A 13,356-nucleotide genomic window follows, 5' to 3' on the forward strand; every position below is an offset into this window, starting at 1 on the left:
GCGGGTGCGCGGGCCGGCCGGGCCGGCGACCGGGGTGCCAGCGCAGGCCAGGGAACCCGCGGACACCGACCGCACGGCTACGCGCTGGTCGTGGCGGCGCTCGTGGATGCGACCGTCGCGCCGGAGACAGCGCCAGCACTCGAGCCTGCGCCCGAGCCTGCGCCCGAGCCCGAGCTAGCCTCAGCATCCTTCGGACCCCGCTTCGTGCGGCCGGGGACGACGAGGCGGCCGAGCAGTGCGAGGATGCCATCCACGACGAGCGCGAGGAGCGTCACGAGGATCGCGCCGACGAGCACGCGCCCGTAGTCGGTGACGGCCAGGCCGTCGAAGATGTAGCGCCCGAGGCCGCCGAGGTTGACGTAGGCCGCGATGGTCGCGGTCGCGATGACCTGCAGCACCGCGCTGCGGAGGCCGGCGACGATGAGCGGCATGGCGTTGGGCAGTTCGACCTGCCACACAATCTGCCACTCGGTCATGCCCATGGCTCGCGCGGCGTCCACGGTCGCTCGGCTCACGTTGGCGACACCCGAGTAGACGCCGGCGAGGAGCGGCGGCACGGCGAGGATGACCAGCGCGATCACGGGCGGGAACAGGCCGAGCCCCATGAGCAGCACGAGCAGCGTCATGAGGCCCAGGCTGGGGAGTGCCCGGAGCACGTTGGCGGTGGCGACGATGAAGGTCGTGCCCTTGCCGGTGTGGCCGATGACGAGGCCGAGCGGGAACGCGATGACGGCGGCGAGTGCGACGGCGAGCAGCGAGTACCAGAGGTGCTCGCCGACACGCGCCGGGATGCTCGCGGAGCCGACCCAGTTGGCCGGGTCGAGGAAATAGGACAGCATCTCGTTGAACATCAGACGTTTGCCTTCTTTTCCGGAGAATCGAGTCCGATGACGGTGTCGAGCATGGCGGTCTCCGTGCGCTCGTTGGGTGTGCGCCTCGCGGCGCGCTTCGCTTTGACGCGCCCGCTGCGGAGCCACGGTGTGGTGGCGACGCCGATGAGGGCGATGATGCGGTCGAAGATGAACGCGAGGACGAGGATCGTGATGATGCCCGCGAAGATCTGGTCCGGGTAGTCGCGCTGGAAGCCGGCCGTGAAGAGCTGGCCGAGGCCGCCGACGCCGATGACGGCACCGACCGACACGAGCGAGACGTTGGTGACGGCGACGACCCGGAGGCCGGCGACGAGCACCGGGATGGCGAGGGGCAGCTCGACCTCGATGACCCGCTTGATCGACGAGTAGCCGATGGCGCTCGACGCGTCCTTCACGTCGGCGGGCACGGCGTCGAGCGACTCGAGCACGGTGCGGATGAGGAGCGCCGTCGAGTAGAGCGTCAGCGCGATGACCACGTTGAGCGGGCTGATGATCGGCGTGCCGACGATCGAGGGGATGACCACGAACAGCGCGAGCGACGGGATCGTGAACACGATGCTCGCGACGACGATCGCGACCGCGCGACCCCGGGGGCGCCCGACGAGCAGCATCCCGAGCGGCAGCGCGATGATGAGGCCGAGCACCGTGGGCACGACCGAGAGCATCGCGTGCTGGATGATGATGGGCCAGACGGTGTCCCAGTTCGCGATGAGCCAGTTCATGACCGGTCGCCGCTCGAGTCGGCGACGCGCGCGAACACCGTCTCGCCGCGCACGACACCGGCGGCGACGCCGGATTCGTCGACCACGACGGCGAGGCCCGCCGGGGAGGCGAGCACCGCGTCGAGCGACCGGCGCAGGTTGTCGTCGAGGGTGACGACGGCGCCGACGGGGACGCGCAGCGAGCTCGCGCGGTGCAGCCAGGCGTCGGGGCGGCCGTTGTCGTCGACGGCGAGCGACCACTCCGATGTGTGGGGGTCGAGGCTGATGATGCCGGCGACCGGCTCGGCGAGGGGCTCAGCGGTGAGGGATGCGTCCCGGAACGTGAGGGCCCGGTAGCCGCGGTCCTTGGAGATCATGCTGGAGACGAACGTGTTCGCGGGCCTCGTCATGACCTCCTCGGCCGCCGCGTACTGGTGCAGTACGCCGCCGGGGCCGAAGACGGCGATCTTGTCGCCGAGGATGAGCGCCTCGTCGATGTCGTGCGTCACGAACACGATCGTCTTCTTCAGCTCGCGCTGCAGGCGGATCATCTCCTGCTGCAGCTCGTCGCGCACCACCGGGTCGACGGCGCTGAACGGCTCATCCATGAGCAGGATGGGCGGGTCGGCCGCGAGCGCACGGGCGACGCCGACGCGCTGCTGCTGGCCGCCGGAGAGGTCGGCGGGGTAGCGGTGCACGAGCTCGGGGCGGAGGCGAACCCGCTCGATGGCGTCCATCGCCTTCGCGCGGGCCTCCTTCGCGGGCACGCCCTTGAGCCGGAGCACGGTGGCGACGTTGTCGAGCACGGTCCGGTGCGGGAAGAGTCCCGCGTTCTGGATCACGTAGCCGATGCCGAGGCGCAGCTGCGTCGAGGGCACATCCGCGACGTCCTTGCCTGCAACCGTGATGCGGCCGCTCGACGCGTCGATCATCTTGTTGATCATGCGCATCGACGTCGTCTTGCCGCATCCGCTGGGGCCGACGAAGGCCGTGAAGGAGCCCTCCTCGATGTCGAGGCTGAGGTCGTTGACCGCGGTGGTGCCGTCCGGATACGTCTTGGTGACGCTCTCGAAGGTGATCATGCTGCTCCTTGGCTGGGGACGGGGTGATCTTGGTGCGAGAGCCGACGGCTCACGCGTCCTGCACGTGCTCGCTCAGCTCGGCGATGTCGGCGCGCACTCGGTCGATTCGCTGAGAGGTCATGATGGCGGGGTCGTTGAGGGCGAGCGTCTCACGGATGCGCTTCGAAAGCTGCACCACGAGCGGGGCGCGGTCCTTCATTGAGGGCGCGGGGGCTGCGACGCCCACGCCGACTGCGAGGAGCGCCTCGATCGCGAGGAGCCGCTCGGCGGCCTCAAGGCTGTCCTCGAGGAGGCGCACGGCGAGGTAGCCCTGCGCGTTGTGGTCCTCGACGCCGTCGCCGACGACCCCGCCGAGGTGCGAGACGGGCGCCGCGAGCTGCTGGAGTCGCGCCATGAGCGATGAGGCCGTGTTCGCGAGGATGACGGGCACGAACGGATGCTCGGCGTCGTCGATCGACAGCACCTGCTCGACGAGCGAGCGCTCGGAGCGGAGGCGCCTGATCATGAGGGAGCAGCGCCGCTCGCTCATGATGCCGAAGTGCGCGAGGAGGAGGCGGACCGAGTCGGCGGTGATCGCCATCTGGATCGTCGAGAAGTTGCCGTTGGAGATGATGACGTCGTTGTCGACGTCGATGTAGGGGTTCTCGCTGCGCGCGTTCAGCTCGACCGTGACCGACTCGCGCAGCACATCCGCCTGCTCGATGAGCGTGCCGTGCACCTGCGGGACGGTGCGCATGGAGAGCGGGTCCTGCAGCGAGCCAGCCGTGGCGGGGCCGTAGGCGCGACTCGAGCCGAGGAGCGAGCGGAAGCGGGCGGCGGCGCGGATCTGACCGGGGTGGGGGCGCGCCGCGACGACCTTCTCCTGGAAGCCCTTGACGCTGCCGTTGAGGGCGTCGAAGGTGTGGGCGACGACGAGGTCGGCTGAGGCGGTGAAGCGGTCGAGTCGCACCGAGGTGAGGGCGGCGATGCCCACCGAGGCGGCATTCGCGCCGACGAGGGCGAGGCCGTCCTTCGCGGCGAGCTCCAGCGGGACGAGCCCCGCCGTCGCAAGCGCCTCGCGAGCCGGGACGGTCTGCGTGCCCGTCTCGTCGAGCACCCGGCCACGGCCGACGAGCACGTTCCCGATCGCCGCGAGCATGGACAGGTCTGCCGCGCCGACGGATCCCTCAGACGGGATGGCGGGCGTCACGCCGCATTCGAGCAGGCAGCGCAGCCCCTCGAAGAGCGACGTCGTCGCCCCAGAGTTGCCCTGCGCCATGACGGCGAGGCGCGCGAGCATGACGGAACGAGCCTCGATCGGGGTGAGGTTCTTGCCGACAGCGGCGTCGTGGGAGGCGAGGACGAACAGCTGGAAGGCGTGCTGGAGCTCCTCGGGGATCTCCTGGTCGCGCAGCGGGCCGAGGCCACGGTTCACGCCGTACGCCGGTTCGCCGCGCGCCATGACGCTCTCGATGACGCCGCGGGCCTCCGCGAGGCGGACCCTGACGTGCGGGTCGATGTCGAGGTGGCCGACGGTGACGGCCAGTCGCTCCAGGATGCGCGGGGTCATGCGGTCGCGACCGATGACGAAGCTCGAGAGCGGCAGCGACGCCTCCGCGCTGGTCCCCGCGAGCGCGTTGACGCCAGCGGACGACGCGTCCGTGACCGAGCGCTTCGCCTGCGCGGCACGCCTGTTGGGGCGCATCGTCGGGCGCACTTGCGGCCGCTGCTCGGCGTCTGCGTGCTGCTGCATCCGGAACTCGCTTCTGGTGGATCTTGAAACTGGAGGGGTGAAGAAAGCGGGGGAGGTGGGTTCGGCGGTCGTGCCTGGTGGTGCTGCCGAGAGTGTGGATGCGGACGGCGCGTGACCGGCCGCATCCACCCTCTGGGCGGTCGTGCGGGTGCTCCGGTGCCTACGCGCCGAGCAGGCCCTTCTCGGTGAGCCAGTCGGTCGCGGCCTTGGTCGGCTCGACCTTCTCCTCGCCCGAGACGCGCGTGTTCAGCGCGATGAGCTCGTCGGTGGTCAGCTGCGCCGAGATGGCGTCGATGACCTCAGCGACCTCGGGGGTGAGCTTCTCGGTGTTGCCGATCGGGACGACCTGCTGCGCCGGGAAGTTGTTCTTCGGGTCCTCGAGCACGACCAGGTCGTTCTCGACGATCGCGGGCGACGTGGTGAAGATGTTCGCCACCTGCACCTGTCCGCTCACGAGCGCGTCGACCGTAGCCGGTCCTCCGCCGTCAGCGATGGGGGTGAAGGCGCTGGGCTCGACGCCGTAGTTCGCCTTCAGGCCGGGCAGGCCCTGCGGGCGCTCCTGGAACTCGGCCGGGGCACCGTAGGTGATCTCGGCGTTGTGCGCGGCGAGGTCGGCGATGGTCGTCAGGTTCCACTTCTCAGCGGTCTCCTTCGTGACGACGACCGCGTCCTTGTCCTCAGCCTCGGCCGGGGTGAGCCCCGTGAGGCCCTCCGCCTCGAGCGCCGCGGTGAGCCCCGTGTTGATGGTCTCCGCATCCGCCGTGTCCGCCTCGGGGTCGAGGAAGATGAGGAGGTTGCCGGTGTAGTCGGGGATCAGGTCGATCGATCCGTCCGACAGCGCCGGGATGTACGCCTCGCGCGAGCCGATGTTGAACTGCGTCTCGACCGTGAAGCCGGCATCCTTGAGCGCTTCCGCGTACAGGTTGCCGATGATCTCCGACTCCGGGAAGTTCGCCGAGGAGACGACGATGGTGTCGCCGGACGCGGCGCCCTCGTCGGTTCCGCCGGCGTCGGGGGCGGTCGGGTTCGAGCAGGCTGAGAGGAGGCCGATCGCTGCAAGCGCGGCGATGCCTCCAGTGATCAGGCGTGTCTTCTGCATTGGGGTTTCCCTATCTTCGGCGGTAGCCAGAACATCAGTGATGTGCGGCCATCTTAGGAATGTGCCCCATGAATTCGGGACGCGCTTCCCGGAAGGCGCGAATTAACTCTGTGTTACGTGCCCAACGCACGGGAAAGCGTCCGTGTTCCCCGCGTCGCGGGTCGCGCATCCTGGCCGTCGGTCCCCGAACGCCGCGCAGTCAACCCTCAGCGCGCGCCCCGGCGAAACCGGGTAGACATGTGACCGTGACGACCACTGCGCCTCTCCCCCTCATCGCCGTCATCGCGACGGGCGGCACCATCGCCAGCACGACAACCGCCTCAGGGGCGACGACGCCCAGCCTCGGCGCGGATGCGCTGCTCGAGGGCGCAGACGCGCCAGGTGCCCGCCTGCGGCCCGTGAACCTCATGGCCGTCGATTCCTCGAGCCTCACCCTCGGCGACATGCAGTCGATCAGCGACGAGGTGCGCCGCCAGGTGGAGGATGACGAGGTCAGCGCCGTCATCGTGCTGCACGGCACCGACTCCATGGAGGAGTCGTCGCTGCTCACCGACCTGCAGCTCAAGAGCTCGAAGCCCGTCATCTTCACCGGTTCGCAGTTCACTGCGGAGTCTGAGGCACCGGACGGGCCCGCGAACGTCGCCGCGGCCCTCGCCGCCGCGCTCGATCCCGCCAACCGCGGGCGAGGCGTGCTCGTCGCGTTCGGCGGCCGACTGCTCAAGGCGTGGGGCCTCACGAAGGCATCCGCAGACCGCGCGGATGCGTTCCGGAGCGTCACCGACAGGCCCGCCCGCCGCCTGCACCTGCCGGCCCCGGTGACCGGAATGCGCGTCGACACCGTCGCCGTCATGCCTGGCGGCGACGCCACGCACCTGCACGCGAGCCTCGAAGCCGGCGTGCAGGGCATCGTGCTCGTCGGCCTCGGTTCCGGCAACGCGAGCCAGAGCATCGTCTCCGCCGCATGGGAATGCCAGGCCTCCGACATCCCGCTCGTCGTCTCGAGCCGCGTGCCCTTCGGTGTCCTCAAGGCCAGCTACGGCGGAGGCGGGGGCGGGCACGACCTCGCGGTCGTCGGCGCCATCCACGCGGCGGTCCTGCGCGCCGGGCAGGCGCGCATCCTGCTCGCCGCCCTGCTTGCCAATGAGGCCACGAGCGAGGACATCGCGGCGGCGTTCGCCGCCGAATAGGTGGGCTGCCACTCCTGCGCCGCGGCGGAGCTCAGACATCACGGACGCCTGTCCAACTTCCGGGATCAGTGAGCGCGGGAGACGCCGCAACGCGCGAACCCGGCCGTTTCATCACGCAACTTGGCCAGGTGGGCGCGGATTTCCCGCGGCCGGTTCGACGTTGCGCGGACGCCTGTCCAACATCAGTGCGATATCAGGCCCGAAAGCGTCGAAACGCCCTCGAAGCACGTTTATTGCACTGATGTTGGTCAGGCCGCGCGAAGACCCGCGTACTCGTGGCCCCGCTTCTTCGTCCGTCCGCGAGAAGCGGCGACTCCCGTCCTGCTAGCTGGCGTAGCTGCCGACGAGGCGCACGGCGCCGCCGTCGACGCCCTTGGCGCCCTGCTCGAAGCCATCGAAGTCGCGGGCCTCGGTCGAGATGGTGCCGGCGACCCAGGAGGGGAGGCCAGCAGCCTCGAGCCACTCGACGACCGCGGATGCGCGCTGCGCGTCGACGACCGCGAACATGCCGATGCCGAGGTTCCAGGTGCCTTCCGTCGACTCGAGGTCGGTGCCGGCGAAGCCCGCGAGGACGCGGAAGATGTCGTTCGGGGACCAGGCGCCGCGGTCGAGCTCGATCCAGGCACCCTGCGGGAGGACGCGGGCGAGATTCGCTGCGATGCCGCCGCCGGTGACGTGGCTGAAGGCGTGCACGGCGCCGTCGAGCGCTGGCTCGGCGAGAAGACGGACGAGCGGGCCGGTGTAGAGGCGCGTCGGCTCGAGGAGCACTTCGCCGACGACCCCGCCCAGCTCCGCCGAGGTGTCTGTGAAGGCGAGCCCCTGGTCGGCGACGATGCGGCGCACCAGCGAGTAGCCGTTCGAGTGGAGTCCGCTCGACGCGATCGAGATGACGACGTCGCCGTGCTGCACACGCTCTGGTCCGAGCATCCGGTCGGCCTCGACGACGCCGACCGCGGCGCCAGCCACGTCGTAGTCGTCCGGGCCGAGGAGACCGGGGTGCTCTGCCGTCTCGCCGCCGGTCAGCGCGGTGCCGGTCTCGGCGCACGCCTTCGCGATGCCCTCGACGATCGAGGCGATGCGCTCGGGGACGACGCGGCCGCAGGCGATGTAGTCGGTCATGAAGAGGGGCTCGGCGCCCACGACGACGATGTCGTCGACGACCATCGCCACGAGGTCCTGCCCGATGGTGTCGTGCTTGTCGATGGCCTGCGCGATCGCGACCTTCGTGCCGACGCCGTCGGTCGAGGTCGCGAGGATGGGCTTCGTGAACGACGTCAGACGCGACGCGTCGAAGAGGCCGGCGAAGCCGCCGACGCCGCCGAGCACTTCTGGTCCGTGGGTCGCCTGGACGGCGCGCTTCATGAGCTCGACGGCGGTGTCGCCCGCACGGGTGTCGACGCCAGCGGCGGCGTAGAGGTCGTTGCCTGACACAGGGATGCCCTTTCCTCGGGGGATGCGCCCAACAGCCTAGCCCGCCGCGAGGGTGACGCCGGAAGCGAACCCTTCCCACGCTGGTGCGCGCGGACTCGCCAGCTGTGACAAAATCGAAACATCGTTCAGGGCCCCTCGTGGGCCTCCTTGAAATCGGGCCCTCGCGGGCGCGCTTACCTGTGCTTGGAGCTCCCCCAGCGTGTGCGGCATTGTTGGTCACGTCTCGACCAGTCCCGTCAACCAACAGATCTACGATTCCCTCCTGCTCCTGCAGCATCGCGGCCAGGATTCGTCCGGCATCGCGACAGCCGACGGGGACACGTTCCACATCGCGAAGGTCAAGGGGCAGGTCCGCGAGGGCTACCGCACCCGCGACATGCGCAACCTGCTCGGCAACGTCGGCCTCGGCCACGTCCGCTATGCGACGGCTGGCAGCGCGAAGAGCGACGACGAGGTGCAGCCGTTCTACGTGAACGCGCCCTACGGCATCGTCCTCGTGCACAACGGCAACCTCACGAACACGCGAGAGCTGCGCAAGGAGCTCTTCAACGTCGACCGCCGCCACCTGAACTCGTCGAGTGACACCGAGCTGCTGCTCAACGTCCTCGCGAACGAGCTGCAGCACGGCATCAACGGCGACGACCTCACCCCGGACGACCTGTTCGACTCGATCTCCCGCCTGCACGACCGGGTCGAGGGCTCGTACGCATCCGTCGCCCTCATCTCCGGATACGGGCTGCTCGCCTTCCGCGACCCGTTCGGCATCCGCCCCCTCGTCCTCGGTCGCCGCGACGACGAGCACGGCCGCGACGAGTGGGTTGTCGCGTCCGAGTCGCTCGTGCTCGAGTCGGGCGGCTACGACTTCGTCCGCGACGTCGAGCCGGGCGAGGCGATCTTCGTCTCCATGGGCGGCGAGCTCTTCTCGCGCCAGTGCGCCGTCAACCCGCGCCTCGTGCCCTGCTCGTTCGAGTACGTGTACCTCGCTCGCCCCGACTCCGTCATGAACGGCATCTCGATCTACGAGTCGCGCCTGCGCATGGGGAAGACCCTCGCCGCGAACGTCGAGCGCAGCATCAGCGCCGGCGACATCGACGTGGTCATGCCCATCCCAGACTCGGGCCGCCCCACGGCGATGGAGATGGCGAAGACCCTCGGCATCGACTACCGCGAAGGCTTCTACAAGAACCGCTACGTGGGCCGCACGTTCATCATGCCGGGGCAGAAGGTGCGCAAGAAGTCGGTGCGCCAGAAGCTCAACGCGCTCCCGACGGAGTTCCGCGGCAAGAACGTGCTGCTCGTCGACGACTCGATCGTGCGCGGCACGACGTCGAAGGAGATCGTCGAGATGGCCCGGCAGGCCGGTGCCAACTCGGTGACCTTCGCATCCGCCGCTCCCCCGGTCCGCTACCCGCACGTGTACGGCATCAACATGCCGTCGCGCGGCGAGCTCGTCGCATCGGGCCGCTCGATCGAGGAGATCGCGTCGGTCATCAGCGCCGACCGTCTCGTCTACCAGGAGGTCGGCGACCTGTTCACGGCCATCACCGAGGGCTCGAACGTGAAGGAGCTCGACATGAGCTGCTTCGACGGCAACTACGTCACCGGCACCGTCACCCCCGAGTACCTCGCCTGGCTCGAGCTCAACACGAAGAGCTAGCCAGCCGGCGCATCCTTGCCGCCCGACGGGGCCAGACATCTGGGAAACGCATGTTCGTCGCGAAACGAGCATGCGTTTTCCACAGGTGTCGCGGGATGCGAGACGCCGGACGCGAGGCGGGCGGCAGGGCGGGGCGCCGGTAGAGTCCTCGCATGACCGACGCTCCCCTCGCGCCCCGCAACCGAACCCGCGACCTCACGCAGATCGCCGTGTTCGCGGGCATCGTGGCGGCCCTCGGCGTGGTGCCGGCCATCACGATCCCCGGCCCGGGCGTCCCGATCACGCTGCAGACCCTCGGCGTCATGCTCGCGGGGGCCGTGCTGGGCGCGAAGCGCGGGTTCTCCGCGCTGCTGCTCTTCAACGTCCTCGTGCTCGCGGGGCTCCCGCTCCTCGCTGGCGGCCGCGGCGGCCTGGCCGTGCTGGCGAGCCCCACGGTCGGCTACTTCATCGGCTTCCCCATCGCGGCCTTTGCCGTCGGCTGGCTCGTCGAGCGCTTCGGGAACCCGTTCCGCCTTCTGCCCGGCATCCTCGCAACCGTCGTCGGCGGCGTGCTCGTGCTCTACGTCCCCGGCATCATCGGCGTCGCGCTCGTGGCCCAGATCGGGTTCGGTGCCGCTGCCGTCTCGGCTCTCGCTTTCCTGCCGGGCGACCTGGCGAAGGCGGTCATCGCGGCGCTCATCGCCCGCGGCGTCCACAAGGCCTACCCGGGGCTCATCTCCGGTCGTCGGCACCGGCGGAAGGCCGCGTCCAGTCCAGCAGCGGCACCGGCAGTGGATGCGTGACCGCTCGGCTCCCGCGTCCCCTCACGTCCGCCCGATGAACGGGGCCTGCGCATGATCGAGCTGCACGGCGTGAGCGTCGCGTTCGGCGACGGCGCCCAGCGGCGGCGGGTGCTCGACGACATCTCGGTCACGCTCCACGAGCAGCGCATCGGGATCATCGGCGCCAACGGCTCGGGCAAGTCGAGCCTCGCGAGGCTCCTCAACGGCCTGCTGCTGCCGACGAGCGGAACCGTCTCGGTCGACGGCTTCGACACGAAGCGGGACGGGCGAGAGGTCCGCCGGCGCGTGGGGTTCTGCTTCACCGACCCCGACTCGCAGATCATCATGCCGACCGTCGGGGAGGACGTCGCCTTCGGGCTCGGGCGGCGGGGCCTCAGCAAGGCCGAGATCGCCGCCCGCACGGCCAGCGCGCTCGAACAGGTCGGGCTCACCGACCGCGCCGACCACCCGGCGCACCTCCTCTCCGGCGGACAGAAGCAGCTGCTCGCCCTCGCGGCGGTGCTCGTGACCGAGCCGAGCATCCTCGTCCTCGACGAGCCCACGACCCTCCTCGACCTGCGCAACGCACGCGCCATGGCCGCCCGTATCGCACGCCTGCCGCAGCAGGTTGTCCTCGTGACCCACGACCTCGACCTGCTCCGCACCTTCGATCGCGTGCTCGTGGTGCACGACGGGCGCATCCACTTCGACGGGTCACCGTCGGAGGCCATCGCGTCGTACCGGGCCGCCATCGAGGCCGAAGGGGCGCCGTGAAGCCCGCATCCCGGCCGACGGGGTTCTGGGACGCCCGCCTCGACGACGAAGGGCGCGCTGCGGGGCACCCGCTCTCGCCGGGCACAGCCCGTGGCTGACCGCTCGTCGCCGCTCGCGGTCTACGTGCCCGGGGCATCCGTCGTCCACCGGCTGCCGGCAGGGGCGAAGCTGCTCGCGCTCGTCGCCGCCGGTGCAGCAGTGCTCGCGATCGCGTCGCCGCTCGCCGCCGGCATCGCGGTCGCGACTGCCCTGCTCGGGTTCGCGGTCGCGCGACTGAGCCTGCGCTACGCCTGGCGCGGCGTGCGGCCCACGTGGATCTTCCTGATCGGCATCTTCGCCTTCCAGTGGTGGAGCGCTGACCTCGCCCGGGCTCTCGGCGTCGTCGGGTCGATCGTCGCGCTGCTCCTCGCGGCAGCCCTCGTCAGCCTCACGACCCGCACGACCGACATGATCGACGCCATCGTGTGGCTGCTCCGGCCGCTCCGACGCGTCGGCGTGGATCCCGACCGAATCGCGTTGCAGCTCGCGCTCGGCGTGCGAGCGGTGCCGCTCATCGGCGAGCTCGCCGAGACCGCGAGGCAGGCGCAGTACGCACGCGGCCGCCGCGGCAGCCCGCGTGCCTTCGCCGTGCCGCTTGTCGTGCGAGCGCTGCGTCGCGCCGACGCCATGTCAGACGCGCTGCACGCGCGCGGCCTCGACGACTGAGCGAACCGAGAGGTCCTCGCGCTCTTCCGCACCTGGCTCGGACCGGGACCTGACAGCCTTTGCTGACAGTCAGGGTGACGTGGGGAGCGTCGCCGCCGCACCGCCCGCATTTTCAGTCCTACGTCACCTTGAGTGGCAACACCCCCCGCCTCGAATCGTCACGACGCGATGAACTGGGTCCGTGAACACCAGTCAGTTCCAGAGGGAGGCGCGCGCACGGCCACTGTTGCAGCGGCCGTGCGGGGGGGGGGGGTTAGCTGCGGTTCTCGAGCTCGTCGGCGCGGATGAGACGCGCGTCGACCGACTGCTTCGCAGAGACCCGACCCGCGATGTACCCGGCGAGCCCGCCGAGTGCAAGCGTGATGGGCACCGTGAACGCGAGGAGGAACGCGAACACCTGGATGCGCGTGAACGCCTCGTTGGGCGGGAACGCGAACGTGAGGATCGTCACGAGCACCACGCCGACGATGGCGCCGAGCACGAGGAAGCTGCTCATGCGCGGGACCCGGTGCACCTTCGCGTCCATCTCGCGGACGCCGTCATCCTCGTCTTCGTCGATCAGCTCGGCGAACTCGGCCTCGTAGCCCTCCAACTCGTCGCCGGCTTGGACCGTGCGGTCAGCCGTCGGTTCGGCGCCGCCTTCAGGTCGCGGCGGAGTGGGTTCGTTCTCGCGGAGCATGCATCCATTGTCGCGCAGTTCCCGGTGAGCGCGCGCAGGATGCGCAGTGGCCGGGGCGGCGGCCCCGCCGAGGCACGACGCCCTCAGCGACGTACGAGCGGCAGCCAGGCCGAGACGTCGGCGCGGGTGCCGGAGGCGCGCACGCGGTTCGCCTCGAAGGCCTCCTGCCATGAGGTCCGGCCCGTTGCCAGCTCGAGCCAGGTGTCGGCGTCGAGCTCGATGACGTTCGGCGGCGTGCCTCTCGTGTGGCCGGGACCCTCGACGCACTGCACGGCCCCGAACGGCGGCACGCGAACCTCGACGCTCGCGCCGGGCGCCCGGTCCTCGAGGGCCTGCAGCGTGTAGCGAACGGCAGTCGCGGCGTCGGCACGAGGCGTCGGACGCCCCTCCGCGCGAGCTTCAGACCAGGCGGTGATGGCTCCGAGGCCAGCGGCGTCGGCGATTCGGGGTTTCGGCACGTCCTTATTGTGCTCCAGCCGCGCCCCCGGAGTCGGTGAGCGACGCACCTCACCGGGGCGGGCTGCCAACTTCGGCGACTCTTCGGCGTTTCCGTTCGGCGGACACCGTGATCCGAGGAAGCAGTCACCGGAGCTGGCGACCGGTGCGCGACGAGGCGCAGGCAGAAGCGCCGCCGGTGTCGCCGACCGGTCATCTGCCTTCACGCGGAAGCGGGAGA

General features: G+C 70.2%; 13 protein-coding genes. 5 read left to right on the forward strand and 8 right to left on the reverse strand.

Annotated elements, in window-relative coordinates:
- Nucleotides 1-77 precede the first annotated feature (77 nt).
- From ACQFZP_RS17425 to ACQFZP_RS17445, 5 genes are all read right to left on the reverse strand, one after another.
- Nucleotides 78-851, reverse strand: coding sequence for an ABC transporter permease (locus ACQFZP_RS17425; protein WP_211892245.1), 774 nt, complete (start codon nucleotides 849-851; stop codon nucleotides 78-80).
- The gene (locus ACQFZP_RS17430; protein ID WP_211892246.1) at nucleotides 851-1,594 is read right to left on the reverse strand and encodes an ABC transporter permease; all 744 of its coding nucleotides are present in this window, start codon (nucleotides 1,592-1,594) and stop codon (nucleotides 851-853) included. Before ACQFZP_RS17430 ends, ACQFZP_RS17425 begins: the two co-directional genes overlap by 1 nt.
- Complete coding sequence (locus ACQFZP_RS17435; RefSeq protein WP_179555980.1) at nucleotides 1,591-2,655, reverse strand: ABC transporter ATP-binding protein; 1,065 nt, start codon at nucleotides 2,653-2,655, stop codon at nucleotides 1,591-1,593. The genes ACQFZP_RS17430 and ACQFZP_RS17435 overlap by 4 nt, the downstream gene beginning before the upstream one ends.
- Nucleotides 2,656-2,704: 49 nt before the next feature.
- Nucleotides 2,705-4,387, reverse strand: a complete 1,683-nt coding sequence (locus ACQFZP_RS17440; protein ID WP_211892247.1) for an aromatic amino acid ammonia-lyase — start codon at nucleotides 4,385-4,387, stop codon at nucleotides 2,705-2,707.
- Nucleotides 4,388-4,547: 160 nt separating this feature from the next.
- The gene (locus ACQFZP_RS17445; protein WP_104310394.1) at nucleotides 4,548-5,486 is read right to left on the reverse strand and encodes an ABC transporter substrate-binding protein; all 939 of its coding nucleotides are present in this window, start codon (nucleotides 5,484-5,486) and stop codon (nucleotides 4,548-4,550) included.
- 245 nt (nucleotides 5,487-5,731) lie between these two features.
- Here ACQFZP_RS17445 and ACQFZP_RS17450 point away from each other — a divergent pair, with 245 nt between their 5' ends.
- Nucleotides 5,732-6,673: an asparaginase domain-containing protein gene (locus ACQFZP_RS17450; protein ID WP_258067830.1), complete on the forward strand. Its 942-nt coding sequence runs from the start codon at nucleotides 5,732-5,734 to the stop codon at nucleotides 6,671-6,673.
- A gap of 324 nt (nucleotides 6,674-6,997) precedes the next feature.
- Here the strand turns inward: ACQFZP_RS17450 and purM are convergent, their stop codons facing one another.
- Nucleotides 6,998-8,110, reverse strand: coding sequence for a phosphoribosylformylglycinamidine cyclo-ligase (purM, locus tag ACQFZP_RS17455; RefSeq protein ID WP_374100778.1), 1,113 nt, complete (start codon nucleotides 8,108-8,110; stop codon nucleotides 6,998-7,000).
- A 193-nt stretch (nucleotides 8,111-8,303) separates the two neighbouring features.
- Here purM and purF point away from each other — a divergent pair, with 193 nt between their 5' ends.
- The 4 genes from purF (at nucleotide 8,304) to ACQFZP_RS17475 (ending at nucleotide 12,001) form a co-directional block, all read left to right on the forward strand.
- On the forward strand, nucleotides 8,304-9,761 hold the full coding sequence (purF, locus tag ACQFZP_RS17460) for an amidophosphoribosyltransferase (protein ID WP_211892249.1): 1,458 nt from the start codon (nucleotides 8,304-8,306) through the stop codon (nucleotides 9,759-9,761).
- A gap of 152 nt (nucleotides 9,762-9,913) precedes the next feature.
- Complete coding sequence (locus ACQFZP_RS17465) at nucleotides 9,914-10,543, forward strand: biotin transporter BioY (RefSeq protein ID WP_104310390.1); 630 nt, start codon at nucleotides 9,914-9,916, stop codon at nucleotides 10,541-10,543.
- A 51-nt stretch (nucleotides 10,544-10,594) separates the two neighbouring features.
- Nucleotides 10,595-11,296, forward strand: coding sequence for an energy-coupling factor ABC transporter ATP-binding protein (locus tag ACQFZP_RS17470; RefSeq protein ID WP_211892250.1), 702 nt, complete (start codon nucleotides 10,595-10,597; stop codon nucleotides 11,294-11,296).
- 90 nt (nucleotides 11,297-11,386) lie between these two features.
- Nucleotides 11,387-12,001: an energy-coupling factor transporter transmembrane component T family protein gene (locus tag ACQFZP_RS17475; RefSeq protein WP_211892251.1), complete on the forward strand. Its 615-nt coding sequence runs from the start codon at nucleotides 11,387-11,389 to the stop codon at nucleotides 11,999-12,001.
- 253 nt (nucleotides 12,002-12,254) lie between these two features.
- On the opposite strand, the gene ACQFZP_RS17480 is transcribed toward ACQFZP_RS17475, so the two are convergent.
- On the reverse strand, nucleotides 12,255-12,680 hold the full coding sequence (locus ACQFZP_RS17480) for a hypothetical protein (protein WP_104310387.1): 426 nt from the start codon (nucleotides 12,678-12,680) through the stop codon (nucleotides 12,255-12,257).
- Nucleotides 12,681-12,763: 83 nt separating this feature from the next.
- Complete coding sequence (locus ACQFZP_RS17485) at nucleotides 12,764-13,138, reverse strand: sterol carrier family protein (protein ID WP_181026850.1); 375 nt, start codon at nucleotides 13,136-13,138, stop codon at nucleotides 12,764-12,766.
- Nucleotides 13,139-13,356 lie beyond the last annotated feature (218 nt).

The sequence above is a fragment of the Pseudoclavibacter sp. Marseille-Q434 genome, assembly GCF_050315415.1.
Taxonomy (GTDB): Bacteria; Actinomycetota; Actinomycetes; order Actinomycetales; family Microbacteriaceae; genus Pseudoclavibacter.

Coding starts and splice junctions, on each gene's coding strand:
- ACQFZP_RS17425 (WP_211892245.1), bottom strand. CDS start 851: ATGTTCAACGAGATGCTGTCCTATTTCCTCGACCCGGCCAACTGGGTC.
- ACQFZP_RS17430 (WP_211892246.1), bottom strand. CDS start 1,594: ATGAACTGGCTCATCGCGAACTGGGACACCGTCTGGCCCATCATCATC.
- ACQFZP_RS17435 (WP_179555980.1), bottom strand. CDS start 2,655: ATGATCACCTTCGAGAGCGTCACCAAGACGTATCCGGACGGCACCACC.
- ACQFZP_RS17440 (WP_211892247.1), bottom strand. CDS start 4,387: ATGCAGCAGCACGCAGACGCCGAGCAGCGGCCGCAAGTGCGCCCGACG.
- ACQFZP_RS17445 (WP_104310394.1), bottom strand. CDS start 5,486: ATGCAGAAGACACGCCTGATCACTGGAGGCATCGCCGCGCTTGCAGCG.
- ACQFZP_RS17465 (WP_104310390.1), top strand. CDS start 9,914: ATGACCGACGCTCCCCTCGCGCCCCGCAACCGAACCCGCGACCTCACG.
- ACQFZP_RS17470 (WP_211892250.1), top strand. CDS start 10,595: ATGATCGAGCTGCACGGCGTGAGCGTCGCGTTCGGCGACGGCGCCCAG.
- ACQFZP_RS17480 (WP_104310387.1), bottom strand. CDS start 12,680: ATGCTCCGCGAGAACGAACCCACTCCGCCGCGACCTGAAGGCGGCGCC.